This is a genomic window from Limosilactobacillus caccae, assembly GCF_900156885.1.
Classification (GTDB): Bacteria; Bacillota; Bacilli; order Lactobacillales; family Lactobacillaceae; genus Limosilactobacillus; species Limosilactobacillus caccae.
In genome coordinates this window covers 203,785-217,180 of record NZ_FTOY01000008.1, presented here as the reverse complement: position 1 = coordinate 217,180, position 13,396 = coordinate 203,785, and the positions used below count along the sequence as shown (strand labels likewise).

Genomic DNA, 13,396 nt, shown 5'->3' with positions numbered 1-13,396 from the left:
GTCCGTCAGTTGCGGGCTCTTTTTTGTTAAAATATTAATGTGAGGTGAATAATATGCAAGTAATTATTACAGAAAATAAAATTGCCGCCAGCAAGAAGGCCTTTAGCCTCCTGCAACAAGATATTGCTCAGGGCGCCACGGTGCTCGGCCTAGCGACTGGGAGTACCCCCGTCGGCCTTTATGATGAAATTTGTGCAAGTGAACTCGATTGTTCTGCTTTGACCGCCGTCAATCTCGACGAATACGTCGGAATTGCCCCGACCAATCCACAGAGCTACCACCACTTCATGCACCAGCACTTGTTTAGCAAGAAGCCATTTAAGCAAAGTTTCATCCCCGACGGTACCAACCGCAACGCCGACGAGGTAATCGCTGAATACAACCAGGTGCTAGCGGACCACCCAATTGACACCCAGATTCTGGGAATCGGGCAAAACGGCCACATCGGTTTTAACGAACCGGGCACGCCCTTCGACAGTCAAACCCACAAGGTTCAATTAACAGCCTCAACAATTGCGGCAAATGCCCGCTTCTTTGCTTCCCCAGCAGAGGTACCGAGTGAGGCCTACACGATGGGGATTGGCTCAATTATGCAGGCCAAGCACATCATATTAATGGCCTTTGGTGAGCAAAAGGCGGCTGCCATTGCGGCAACCGTCGATGGCGAAGTAACCCCCGCGGTTCCGGCGTCCGTTTTGCAGACCCACCCCAACGCCACGATCATCATCGACCGGCCAGCCGCTAGTCAGTTACGATAGCGTCGCCAACAGGTCCGGACGGTAGCCGGTCCACACCCTCATCTGCCCATCTTCGTCAACTAAGACCAGTGGCAGGCTGGTGTAACCAAGTTGCTTCAGGGCCGCGCTAGCCGCGTGATCGGTTGTCACATCGATCAGCTGGGCAGCGATCTGATGGTGGGCAAGGTAGTCCTTCGTCATTGTACAGGCGGGGCAAAACTGCTCCGTAAACACTTTGATCGTCCGCATTCAAATCACCGATCCTTTTTTCTTTCATTATATTATTTACGGCGAGGTATATGCATGGATAACGCAACAATTTTATTAGTAGAAGATGAAGAGAGTTTGGCTAGTTTTGTCCAGACCGAACTATCGCTGGAGGGCTACGAGGTAATCTGGGCACAAGACGGTCGCCAGGCCCTTGAACTTTTCGCCCAAAAGCAACCGACCCTCATCCTCCTCGACTGGATGCTGCCGGTGTATGACGGGCTAACGGTCCTCCGACGAATCCGCCAGACCAGTAATGTTCCGGTAATTATGATCACCGCCCGCAGCCAAACTTCCGACATCAGCATGGCGCTCGACCAGGGCCTTGACGACTACATCACGAAGCCCTTTGCAATTGAAGAACTACTTGCCCGAATTAGGGTGATCATCCGCCGGCTTAGGCAGGACCAACCGCACAATAGTCCCGTTTACCAGCAGGGGCCATTTAAAATTGACCTGGTCAAGCACCAGTTTACCCTTGACGGGGCCGTGGTCCACCTAACGCCGAAGGAATTTGCCCTGATGCAGGCCTTTCTTGAAAAGCCAGGCACCGTCCTCTCCCGCGACGACCTCCTCAACCAAATTTGGGGTTACGACTTTGACGGCCAGACAAATACGGTGGACGTCTATGTCCGCGCCCTCCGCAACAAACTTGGTGCACACCGGGACCAGATCAAGACAGTACGCGGTGTGGGTTACATCTTAACGGAGCAGGCTGATGAACAGGAATAACGCAACCGCGGCGGGCAGACTCACCCACCTATTCATTGGCTTATTTGTCATTATCCTGCTGGTCGTTAACGCCATCTTCATCACTACCGCTACCGGGCTGGTTTACCACTATGCCGATGAGCAAGCCGCCGAGGTAATCGAAACGATCGACGACGACTGGGCACCAGGAAAAGACTGGGGGCCGCTTTTGAGTGCCTATGTTGCCCGCCAAGATGATGACGCGATTGAGATCGTCACTAGCCAGGGAGAGCGTTTTGCCTCCCCCAAGGCACCGAAGATTTTTCTCCGAATCCGCCAGCAGCAGATGGCCGTCAGGAATCTGCGGGTCACCGATGACGGGGTCTACTACCTGATACGCCAAAAATTGCATGGCGGCCAAGTCTGCGTTGCCATTAACGTCGATGACCTCGTCCGGCTCGCCGGCTGGCTGGTCGGGGTCACGATTGTCATCAACCTCCTGGCAACCATCATCGCCCTTCCCCTGATCCGGCGGTTGGCCCGGCGGTGGACTGCGCCCCTCACCCAGCTGGATGCCGAGATTGACCAACTTGACCCCACCGGAAGTGACCAGCAGTTGATCACTGTCCCGGCAGAACCGGTGGAAGTCAAAAACGTCGCCGAGTCGGTCAATGAGTTGCTCGACCGTCAAACCCATGCGATGCAACGGGAAAAGGAGTTTATCGCCAATGCCTCGCACGAGTTGAAGACCCCCCTGTCGGCGATCATGGGACACGTCAACTTAATCAAGCGGCATGGTGATGCCCACCCGGAACTGGTCAGTAAGTCCCTCGGTTACATCGACGAGGAGAGCCAGCGGATGCAGGGGATGATCAACGACCTGCTCACCTTAGAGGGACACCGGTCGCGCGCACCTGTCGAATCACTGGACCTCGTTGCGGTCATCAGGACTGAAATCACTTCCCTCCGTGCGGTGTACCAGCGCCAGTTCGTCACAGACCTTCCGGCTAACTGCCAATACCCGATGACGGCCAGCGATTTTCAGCGGCTCATCCATAACCTGGTCGACAACGCCGCCAAGTACTCCCCCACTGCTTCAACAATCACCGTCAGTCTGCAACCAACTGGGTTCCAGCTAGTCTTGACGGTTGCTGACGAGGGCTGTGGGATTGCAAAAGCAAACCGGGAAAAGGTCTTTAACCGCTTCTTTCGCGAAGACCAGTCCCACTCAAGCAAGATCCCCGGTTCAGGAATTGGCCTCGCCATCGTTAAGGCGATTGTCGATAAGCACGGTGGTGACATCACGATCACGGCTAACCAGCCCCGGGGGACCATTTTCACCGTGACCCTACCGCGATAAAAAATGAAGATTTCTTCATCTTACTTTCACCCAATTTTGGTTTTTCTTTTGCGCTCCTCCGTTAATATATAGTTACAAACTTAAGAAAAGAACTTAGGAGGATGAGTAAAATGACTGACAAGCAAAAACAAATTCAAAACAAGGACACGGCAACTGAAAAGAAGCACGGCTTAAGCAAGCGGACGATGATTACCCTAGGTGTTTGCGCCGGCCTTCTCATGGGTGCTGGTGGGACGATTGGCATGATGGCCGCTGACACAGACTTCCACCCTGCAGTAATGGCGGCGAAGAAGCAGGCCAAGCTGAGCGACATCAAGGTTGACCAAAACACGGCAGTGGACAAGTTTAACCAGAAGTACCAAAACAAGCAGCTCAGCGAAATTTTACTCGATGATGAACACGGCAAGTACGTATACGAAGTCAAGGGCTTTGACGATACCAAGGAGTACGAGGTAAAAGTCAACGCCAAGACTGGTAAGGTCGTAAAAAGTGAGAGTGAAAAGCGTGACCGCGGCGAAGAAGAATACCAGCTCGACCCGGGCAAGGCAATCAGCAGGGACGAAGCAAGTAAGATTGCTGAAGATGCCGCTAAGAAGGGGAAGAGCCGTGAATGGGAACTAAAACAGGAAAAGGACAAGGCCGTCTGGGAAGTTAAGGTTGTCGACGGGCGCCACGCTACGGAGGTAACCATTGATGCTGGCTCAAAGGCCGTGATCAGCACTGAAAAGGATAACAACTAGTCACTGAGTGGTTGTCCAGCCGCCGGCACTTAACTTAAATCAGCAAAAAGCAGGATCTCATAAGCAATTGACTTGTAGATCCTGCTTTTTGTATCCTAGCGGGTAATAAAAAAGCCATGAACTATTGGCGCAAAGATAGTTCATGGCTTTCGTTATTTTGTTAAAGTTAGCAATTTAACCCTACATAATACTAATTAATCTTCATTGTTCTTTTTCCGCTTTGCCAAGCCAAACAATGCAAAGAAGGCCGTTGCGGCACCCAGAGCGACAATGCCCGCTTCATTTGCATTCCCTGTCTGTGGCAAGGTTTGCTTAGCAGCATTGTTGCTGTGGCTAGCAGCTGGGTTTTCCTTTGCAGGCGTAACAGTTGTTTCTTCCGCTGCTGGCTCTTCTTCAGGGGTCTGGGCATCGTCGTTGGCACTGGCATCACCGTTTACGGTGATCGTTACCGTCACTTCTGCTTGTGCCCCATCTGGGTAAGTAACAACAATCGTCCCATCCTGTTTACCAGTTGTGCTGGTATCAACCGGATCCTTCCATTCGAAGCTTGTTCCGTCTGGAAGGTCATCCTTATTACTGATCCCATCACTTGGGTCCGGTTGTTGGCCCGGATCAACAATGATTGGCTTGCCAGCTGGCTTAGTTGCTTCATACTGGGCAACGTAAGTAGCACTAGCATCAACATTCGTCGGCAATGCTGGGTTCCAGCCTTCATGGTTGTAACCCTTGGCAGCGGTAACTGTTGGAACAGGCAATTCGCTCGCTGTTGTTCCCTTCTTTACATCAAAGACCGTGCTTGTCCCAGCCGCAAAGCTACCATGGTCACCAGCTTCAAAGCTTACGCGAACGTAGCCTTCTGGCGTTGGCTTGCTTGGGTCGTTAGTCACGTCAATAACCTTATCAAGGATGGTAACTGTCACCGTCGCGGTGTCCTTGGTGCCGTCTGGGTAGGTTACCGTTACCGGGATCGTGTAATCCCCGGCAGTCTTGCCATCTGGTAACGTACTTGGGTCATCAACGTTAATTGCTGGTTGAGCAGCCTTGTCTGCTGGGTAGTTAGTCGTTACTTGACTAGTAACGTCGTCAGCAGTTGTTGGTTCACCATAACCCTTAGTTACTGTGCCACCTTGGGCTGTGTAGTCAGCGGCATCATTAGTGATTGTGACGTGAACGTCAACGGTGTCGATGCTGCCGTCTGGGTAATTAACCTCAACTGAGACAGTGTAATCACCGCTTGGTGTATCCGTTTCTGGTGCGACGGTGACCGTTCCCGTTGAGCCATCAACCTTCGCCCAATCTGGATTGTTTTTACCACCGGTGAAGGTCGTGTCAGCTGGTGGAGTAACCTTATTGCCGTCTTGATCGGTGAAGGTTGGGTCAGTCGTTGCGGTTGAACCAGCGGGTACATTAACGTCATCGTATGATGGGTTGTTTAACTCATTATCCGCAACCTTAGTAGCCGTTGCGGTAAAGGTTGTACTTTCGCTAACTGCTTGGGTAGCGGCGGCTGGCCATTGGGCGTCCTTGTAGCCGTCCTTCGCAGTAATGGCTGGTAGGTTGTCAGCGGTCAATGCTTCACCCTTCTTAACATCGTAAATCTTGCCACTACCGTCAACCCCTTCACCAATTGCCAGGGTGACCCGCACGTAGCCTTCTGGTGTTGGCTTGCTTGGGTCATCAGTTACGTCAATGACCTTATCGAGGACAGTAACCTTCACGGTTGTGGTGTCCTTGGTGCCATCTGGGTAAGTGACGGTTACCGGGATTGTGTAATTCCCGGCAGTCTTGCCATCTGGTAAGCCGGCCGGGTTGTCCACCGTGATTGTTGGTTGAGCAGCCTTATCTGCCGGGTAGTTGGTCATTACTTGACTAGTCACGTCATCAGCGGTTGTTGGTTCACCATAACCCTTAGTTACTGTGCCCCCTTGAGCCGTGTAGTCGGCGGCGTCATTAGTGATTGTGACGTGAACGTCGACAGTGTCGGTGCTGCCGTCTGGGTAATTAACCTCGACTGAGACAGTGTAATCACCGCTTGGTGTATCCGTTCCTGGTGCGACAGTGACCGTCCCCGTTGAGCCATCAACCTTCGCCCAGTCTGGATTGTTGTCGCCACCGGTGAAGGTCGTATCAGCTGGTGGAGTGACCTTATTGCCGTCCTGATCGGTGAAGGTTGGGTCAGTCGTTGCGGTAGTCCCGGCAGGTACGTTGACATCATCGTATGCCGGCGTGTTGGTCTCTGCATCGGTAATCTTAGTGGCCGTTGCCGTAAAGGTGCTGGTTTCACTAACTGGCTGGGTAGCGGCAGCTGGCCACTGAGCATCCTTGTAGCCGTCCTTAGCGGTAATAGCTGGCAGGTTATCCGCGGTCAATGCTTCGCCCTTCTTAACATCGTAAACCTTACCGTTACCGTCAACCCCGTCGCCGATTGCCAAGGTTACCCGCACGTAGCCTTCTGGTGTTGGCTTGCTTGGGTCATCAGTTACGTCAATGACCTTGTCAAGGACAGTAACTGTTACCGTTGTGGTGTCCTTGGTGCCGTCTGGGTAAGTAACCGTTACTGGAATTATGTAATCCCCAGGAGTTTGCCCATCTGGTAACGTACTTGGGTCATCAACGTTAATTGCTGGTTGGTCAGCCTTGTCTGCTGGGTAGTTAGTCGTTACTTGACTAGTAACGTCGTCAGCGGTTGTTGGTTCGCCGTAACCCTTAGTCAACTCGCCACCTTGAGCCGTGTAGTCGGCGGCGTCATTAGTGATTGTTACGTGAACGTCAACTGTGTCAGTGCTACCGTCTGGGTACTTAACTTCGACTGGGACGGTGTAGTCACCACTTGGCGTCTCAGTTGACGGCGCAACTGTTACTGTCCCGGTTGAACCATCAACGGTGGCCCAGTCTGGAGTACCTTCACCACCCGTAAACGTAGTCCCAGCTGGTGGGGTAACCTTATTGCCGTCTTGATCGGTGAAGGTTGGGTCAGTTGTGGCAGTCGAACCGGCTGGCACGTTAACATCATCGTATGCCGGCGTGTTAGTTTCTGCATCAGTAATCTTAGTAGCCGTTGCCGTAAAGGTGCTGGTTTCACTAACTGGCTGGGTAGCAGCGGCTGGCCACTGGGCGTCCTTGTAGCCATCCTTGGCAGTAATGGTTGGTAGGTTATCCGCTGTTAATGCTTCACCCTTCTTAACATCGTAAACCTTACCGTTACCGTCAACCCCTTCGCCGATTGCCAGGGTTACCCGGACGTAGCCTTCTGGCGTTGGCTTACTTGGGTCGTTAGTTACGTCAATGATCTTATCAAGGACGGTAACCGTCACGGTTGTGGTGTCCTTGGTGCCGTCTGGGTAGGTAACCGTTACTGGAATTGTGTAATTTCCAGGGGTTTGCCCATCTGGTAATTCGGCCGGGTTGTCCACCGTGATTGCTGGTTGGTCAGCCTTGTCCGCTGGGTAGTTAGTCGTTACTTGACTAGTCACATCATCAGTGGTTGTTGGTTCACCGTAGCCCTTAGTCAACTCATCACCTTGAGCCGCGTAGTCAGCGGCATCATTAGTAACCGTTACGTGAACAGTAGTAGTATCAGTGCTGCCGTCTGGATAAGTGACCGTTACTGGAACTTCATATTCACCACTAGGGGTGTCAGTTCCTGGTGCAACGGTCACTGTCCCGGTGGAACCATCAACGGTGGCCCAGCCTGGGATACCTTCACCACCTGCAAAAGTAGTATCAGCTGGTGGGGTAACCTTATTGCCGTCCTGATCGGTGAAGGTTGGGTCAGTCGTGGCAGTCGAACCAGCAGGTACATCAACGTTATCGTATGATGGGTTGTTTAACTCATTATCCGCAACCTTAGTAGCCGTTGCGGTAAAGGTTGTACTTTCGCTAACTGCTTGGGTAGCGGCGGCTGGCCACTGGGCATTCTTGTAGCCATCCTTGGCAGTAATGGTTGGTAGGTTATCTGCTGTTAATGCTTCACCCTTCTTAACGTCGTAAACCTTGCCGCTACCGTCAACTCCTTCACCAATTGCCAAGGTTACCCGCACGTAGCCTTCTGGTGTTGGCTTGCTTGGGTCGTCAGTTACGTCAATAACCTTGTCAAGGACGGTAACCTTAACAGTAGTACTGTCAGTTGTCCCATCTGGATAAGTGACGGTTACCGGAACAGTGTAATCCCCAGGGGTTTGCCCATCTGGCAATTCAGCCGGATTGTCCACCGTGATCGTTGGTTGGTCAGCCTTATCCGCGGGGTAGTTTGTCGTTACTTGACTAGTGACATCCTCAGCGGTCGTTGCTTCACCGTAGCCCTTGGTAACTGTGCCGCCAGTTGCGGTGTAATCCTGCGCATCGTTGGTCACTGTTACCAACGCATTGACGATTTCACTCGTCCCGTCTTGGTAAGTCACGGTCACTGGAACATAGTATTGTCCAGCTGCTTGGTCCTTAGCTGGGGTGTAGGTAAGCTGGCCACTCGTCTTGTCGAGCGTTGCCCAGCCGTCAGTGGCTGATCCGTCAGCCCCTGCAATTGTAAAGCTTACCCCTTCAGGGAGGTCAACCGCATTGCCATCGTAATCAGTAAAGAATGGTGAAGTGGTAGCAGTCTTCCCGGCAGCGACAGTTTTAGCATCGTATGCTGGATTGTAAATTGCACTATCCTTAGCAGTGATCGCAAACGAATCCTTTGCGACAGGATTGGTGTCATTTCCTTCGTAAAGAGTAGCGGTGAAGACATCGCCAGTCTTGATTTGATTCTTTAACTCGTAAGTAACCCCGTTGATGGTAACTGACCTACCATCCTGACTGATGGTCAAGTTTGCTTTGGCACCATCACTTAGTAGTGAAACGTCAACCTTTTCACCAATCTTGTTGCCCTTCGCATCTGTCCACTGGATGTAGTTAGCTAGTGGCGAAATTTCTGATCCCTTTCCTGCTAGCTTAACATTTGCAGTGTCACCAAAGAATGCTGGGTTGCTGGTGGCATCATGGTTGGTAATGTCCAAAGTCACCATCATATTATTAACCGTTGCAAAGTGAACGTTGTACCAGGTTGGTGAGTTTCTAGCAATTGCGTTATATCCCGGAACAGCATTAGTGGCCCAACTATTATTGGCGCTTGGACTCCGGAATAATGGCGACGTGTAAGCGGAATAATTAGTTGTTAAATTACCATTCTTATCTAAGACAAACATGTAGAGGTAAGTGTTCTCCCACGTTAGGTCTTGCGGGAAGCGAAGAGTGTAACGTCCCTCTTCGTCAGTCTTGCCGTAAACGGTTGCGGCAATGTATTCTGGGTGTTCTGTTAATAAGGTCTTAGCGGCAGTTGCTTGCTGGCTGTATGCGAGGTTTTCAACTTGTTCTTTGTAAGCTTTTGCCCCTTCATCGGTTAACATTGAGGCAACTACCGTGTAATCAGCAACCGGGGTATCACCCAGCAAACCGTTGTAATTAGGTCCAGAAGCCGAGTTAGTTTTGTCACCACCGTTTTCCAGCCAGACACTACCAGAAATTGAACCGCTTGCGTTTTCCGCACCAACAAGTGCTGGGGACTTAAGTGGGCCGGCAGAATCTTCAATCCACTGGTCTTTGGGGGTTGTCATGTAGGATTCCCCACCAACTTCTGCACCGGTAGGGATTTCTCCCATGAAGATCCCCGTCCGCTGCATATTGGTCCCGATCAGTGGGAATTGACCGATATTATTACCAGTAACTGAGTTTATCCATGATCCGGGGTAAAAACCACCAGCCTGCCGGATCATCGTCAATGTATTGCCGTTTTCAAGCTTGGTATCTGGAATCCAAAGCTTGTAGTACTGGCCACCAACAGCGTGGTACTTATGTAGCTTTCCATTTACGTCCGTCCAGCCTTCGCGCAAGTCAAAGGCGTAGGCTCCTGGTCCCACTTGCGAACCATCCGACTTACCAAGTGCCTTGATTGCTGTCATGTAGACTGGGGAAACCAAACCATCAGTGTCCATCCATTGGAGGTAAACCTTTGTCCCGTCTGGCATTGGCTGCAAACCATTGGACATCGTTGCCGGTGTCCCCTTGTCAACAACCCATGCCCGTCCAGAAAGGGTATAAGCAGCATTGGTTGCGTCCGTTGGTCCCTTGATGTAACCGTCTGCAATTGCATCGGCAACAATTGGGTTTTCCATCGTCCCACTTTCAGCGCTTGTTGCACCGCTAGAAGCGTCACTAGCAGAGCTGTCAGCCGTTGGCGTCCCTGCAATCGGTGTCGTCGTGATGGTTGCAGCGTCTGCGGGCGTACTTGTTGATGGATTATCACTTGCTGGCGTCGCGGCCGAGGATTCGGCTGCCGTCGTGCTATTTGTAGCCGGTGTGCTTGCCGGTTGCGACGTAGCACTAGTATCCGTGCTCGTTGCCGTAATCGCTGGCGCATCATCAGCAGCGTACGCTACTTGTTCGCCTAGACTACTATAAATAAAGAAGCCTGAAGCAATTGCCACAGAGGCAACCCCGATGCTTAGCTTCCGTAATGACCATTTTGTAAAGTGTTGATTGGCCTTTTTCTCAATTAAGTGTGTATTATTTTTTCCCACCATGTAAATTTACCTTCCTATCTCTCAGTAGTTACTATTAAATTTCATTATGAAAAATAAAGGTAAGTTTGATGAAGGCAAACGGTGCTTCTAAATAAATCTAAACCCCCAAAGTGCATTTATCACTTAATTAATGTAATCTATCGTCAACCAGATTATATCCCATCAAGCCTTTTAAATCACTCGTTTTGTGATATTTTTTCTTGAATTTTGCGAATTTATCTTAGCTAGTTTTTAATAACATTTGCTACTTTTTATCATTTTAAAAGATTTATTTTGTTCACTTACGGATAATTTGTGCATAAGTTACGCCCGTCCTTATCGTCACCTAAACGTTTGCTTGTGAATTAATAAACTATCGGCCGAATGGGAATCTGTGCATTTTTGTTTATCAATCACCAACTCGTATATTATAATTAAGTCAAAGCGTTACTCGAAAAGTAATAAGCACTGGGGGCTTCATAACTCGACTTAATACACTTAATCAGATTAGAAGGGTTATGATATACATCATGAAACACAGGCAACACGAACGGGGAGAAAGCATCACTATTCAACAGCAAAGGGGAGTAAAACCAACGCGTTTTAACGTCCCCTTTTTTATTTAAGTAGGTGGCAACCATGCTAGTAAGAAAAAATCTCACTATCACCCTCCACCCAAGCGAAGAACAAGAACACGAGCTTACCGAATGCGCGGAAGAATACCAACGGGTATGTAATATCGTCAGTAAGTGGTTCTTTTACGAGCACCAGTTGCGGGCGAACCGTAAGCAATTTAACTGTGAACTATACAATAAGCTCCGGAAGAATGCACCACGGCTAAATTCTGCAATGATCCAACTTACTTATCTGACGGTTACCAAACGCTATCACCGTCTACTTTCTTTATTAAAAAACGTTGGCGAAAACATCGACCGGGTATCATTAATTAAGCAACCACTTAATTTTGCAAAGATGGGAGCCTGCTATGCATATAAGATGAACTACTCTTTCCCTAAGAAAGGAAAGTTCATTTCCCTTAGCGTCCTCAGTAAACGGATCCGCCTCCCATATACGGTTAAGCCCGATCACCCACTGATGGCATCAACAAACCATTTCGGGGTCGCCCAACTAATGCGGTTATTTGGGCACTGGTACCTAATTGTCCCGGTCTCATACGAAGAGAATTTATTATCACCAGACGGAAAAATCTGATTTGGTTAACGAGAAAAAGCGTTCTGCTAATCAGGTGGCCTAACATTTTCTAACTTAATAAAATTAAGTATGTGAGTAATTATTAGTTGCCATCTGAATTAACAGAACGCCATGAAAACAACCTTTTAATGCCCTTTTTATAATTTCAGTAATTTTTATATGTGTAAAAAGGCACTTATTAATAGTAGGTTGTTATTTAATAGCTAAAATGTTACTATGTACTTGTGGGGCAGACGTTATTAGTTTGTTTCACATCAAGACGACTCCGCGGAAATGTCTTGCGAATACTTGTACATCACCATTGCTATTAGTGGAAAAATTTATTGATGAATAGTTCCAATAATAGTTTGCGTCATTATCCTGATGCGTCATCCACTGACGAGCGGGTGACAATTCGAGTTAGTGGCGTCCCATTTCTTTGTGATAGCTCCAACACTGTCACAAAATCGATACCTACCCGAATTATGAGTTCCCGATTAGCTTATAATTGGGTAACGCTACCCATAGTTATTCCATAACCGTAACTAATTCGATTTGCATCTCAATACCCCTAACTAACGATCGTGCAAACCGAACGATTTGAGGAGAGTATCCCCTATTAGCTCTTCTGGAAACTAGTACTGCAAACGATTGCTTGATAACGTATCTCCCAAAATGTATCTATCAACGCATCTATCGTTATCCTACTATTAATGGTAAAAGTTTGATTACTACTAGTTTTAAACTGTTTGGACAATTATTTCAAGTGTAACCCTTATACATTTGAAAAGGGCCTCAGAAAAAGCTGTATTGCTTAGTCTGAGGCCCTTTGGGTTTTAAAAATTAATTTTGCGGTGAATAAAATGTATAGGTAACTTTACGAAGTTAACTATAGAACAACTTCATCTGCAAACTTTCGCGAAAATTGCCGAAGCCGTGACCGTAAATCGTGCATCCCCCTTTATGAGTCGCCGTCTTTTTCACCTCAAAGCGCAAGACAAACCGGTCGGGGTCATAGGTCAAATCATTAAGCGTCACTGGTGACCATGGCTGCCCATCTAAATAAGTCCCGTGGTCGGTGATCCGAAAAACCTTGTGTAAACCATACTGGTTCACGTTATTGGGCACCCATGCCGGCGTGTATTTGCCCCGCACGTCAGAAAAATCGCCCGGACTAGTCCAAAAGCCCAGCTCAGTTCCGTTAACCGCAACCGTTATGTCTGACGGCCAGTTATTATTCGAGAACGGAAATTCACTACTAAATTCGCCAATGATATCAATCATTTGTAAGTGGTCTGTTTCTTTTAAGTGGTTGGGTAATTGGTATTCCAGGTAACCATTGTTAAACCACACCATCCCCGCATCCATCCGGTGAGGGTCCATAAAATACGATGGATTATCGACCTTCCCGATATAACCTGACCGGCCCGCCATCCCGCATGACGGGGTTACGGAAAAATTGGTAAAGTGGCCGACTGGTACCTCTGTTTGGTAAACATTAAAGGCTTCGTAAATCACCTTCGGGAAGACAATATTTATCTTATCGACTTTCACCTTGGCGACCTTTTTATGGCCGACCTGGGTAAGGGTAATTATCTCTGCTTCGGCTAATTTTCTTAAGTGGCGGGCGGTAATTGTCGGACTAATTTCAAGATGGCTGGCAAGTTCCTCAATACTCATCTGCTTTTTTGATAGCAGGCGGATAATTTGTAACCTAACGGGACTCGCTAATGCTTTATACACATCCAAATAGTCTTGTGAGATTGTGATTTCCATCGTCTCGCTCCTTTACACTTAACTAAAAGGTTTATCTTAATGCTATTACAGCAATATTGGCATTAAGATAAGCCTTTTAGTTTTTTATAAGCCTATTAT

8 protein-coding genes are annotated in these 13,396 nt (G+C 48.9%); 5 read left to right on the top strand and 3 right to left on the bottom strand.

Annotation, left to right across the window (positions count from 1 at the left end; genetic code table 11):
* Positions 1–53 precede the first annotated feature (53 nt).
* On the top strand, positions 54–758 hold the full coding sequence (locus CZ502_RS02075) for a glucosamine-6-phosphate deaminase (protein WP_076459450.1): 705 nt from the start codon (positions 54–56) through the stop codon (positions 756–758).
* Here the strand turns inward: CZ502_RS02075 and CZ502_RS02070 are convergent.
* Positions 750–986 carry a glutaredoxin family protein gene (locus CZ502_RS02070; protein WP_076459449.1) on the bottom strand — a complete coding sequence of 79 codons (237 nt, stop codon included), beginning with the start codon at positions 984–986 and terminating at the stop codon, positions 750–752. The two genes, CZ502_RS02075 and CZ502_RS02070, sit on opposite strands and share 9 nt — an antisense overlap.
* A 54-nt stretch (positions 987–1,040) precedes the next feature.
* Here CZ502_RS02070 and CZ502_RS02065 point away from each other — a divergent pair, with 54 nt between their 5' ends.
* From CZ502_RS02065 to CZ502_RS02055, 3 genes are all read left to right on the top strand, one after another.
* Positions 1,041–1,736: a response regulator transcription factor gene (locus CZ502_RS02065; protein ID WP_076459448.1), complete on the top strand. Its 696-nt coding sequence runs from the start codon at positions 1,041–1,043 to the stop codon at positions 1,734–1,736.
* Entirely contained in the window at positions 1,723–3,054 is a 1,332-nt protein-coding gene (locus CZ502_RS02060) for a sensor histidine kinase (protein WP_076459447.1), read from the top strand. Before CZ502_RS02065 ends, CZ502_RS02060 begins: the two co-directional genes overlap by 14 nt.
* 110 nt (positions 3,055–3,164) lie before the next feature.
* The gene (locus CZ502_RS02055) at positions 3,165–3,794 is read left to right on the top strand and encodes a PepSY domain-containing protein (protein ID WP_076459446.1); all 630 of its coding nucleotides are present in this window, start codon (positions 3,165–3,167) and stop codon (positions 3,792–3,794) included.
* 194 nt (positions 3,795–3,988) lie between these two features.
* Here CZ502_RS02055 and CZ502_RS02050 read toward each other — a convergent pair whose 3' ends face one another.
* On the bottom strand, positions 3,989–10,351 hold the full coding sequence (locus CZ502_RS02050) for a Rib/alpha-like domain-containing protein (protein ID WP_076459445.1): 6,363 nt from the start codon (positions 10,349–10,351) through the stop codon (positions 3,989–3,991).
* A 618-nt stretch (positions 10,352–10,969) separates the two neighbouring features.
* Between CZ502_RS02050 and CZ502_RS02045 the strand changes: the two genes are divergently transcribed.
* Positions 10,970–11,542 carry a hypothetical protein gene (locus CZ502_RS02045; RefSeq protein WP_076459444.1) on the top strand — a complete coding sequence of 191 codons (573 nt, stop codon included), beginning with the start codon at positions 10,970–10,972 and terminating at the stop codon, positions 11,540–11,542.
* An 864-nt stretch (positions 11,543–12,406) separates the two neighbouring features.
* On the opposite strand, the gene CZ502_RS02040 is transcribed toward CZ502_RS02045, so the two are convergent.
* A complete protein-coding gene (locus tag CZ502_RS02040) occupies positions 12,407–13,297 on the bottom strand; it encodes an ArsR/SmtB family transcription factor (RefSeq protein ID WP_076459443.1) in 891 nt (296 codons plus the stop codon).
* Positions 13,298–13,396: the final 99 nt, after the last annotated feature.

Excerpts from the sequence above, each read along its gene's own strand:
- CZ502_RS02075 (WP_076459450.1), top strand. The coding sequence starts at position 54 with ATGCAAGTAATTATTACAGAAAATAAAATTGCCGCCAGCAAGAAGGCC.
- CZ502_RS02070 (WP_076459449.1), bottom strand. The coding sequence starts at position 986 with ATGCGGACGATCAAAGTGTTTACGGAGCAGTTTTGCCCCGCCTGTACA.
- CZ502_RS02065 (WP_076459448.1), top strand. The coding sequence starts at position 1,041 with ATGGATAACGCAACAATTTTATTAGTAGAAGATGAAGAGAGTTTGGCT.
- CZ502_RS02060 (WP_076459447.1), top strand. The coding sequence starts at position 1,723 with ATGAACAGGAATAACGCAACCGCGGCGGGCAGACTCACCCACCTATTC.
- CZ502_RS02055 (WP_076459446.1), top strand. The coding sequence starts at position 3,165 with ATGACTGACAAGCAAAAACAAATTCAAAACAAGGACACGGCAACTGAA.
- CZ502_RS02050 (WP_076459445.1), bottom strand. The coding sequence starts at position 10,351 with ATGGTGGGAAAAAATAATACACACTTAATTGAGAAAAAGGCCAATCAA.
- CZ502_RS02045 (WP_076459444.1), top strand. The coding sequence starts at position 10,970 with ATGCTAGTAAGAAAAAATCTCACTATCACCCTCCACCCAAGCGAAGAA.
- CZ502_RS02040 (WP_076459443.1), bottom strand. The coding sequence starts at position 13,297 with ATGGAAATCACAATCTCACAAGACTATTTGGATGTGTATAAAGCATTA.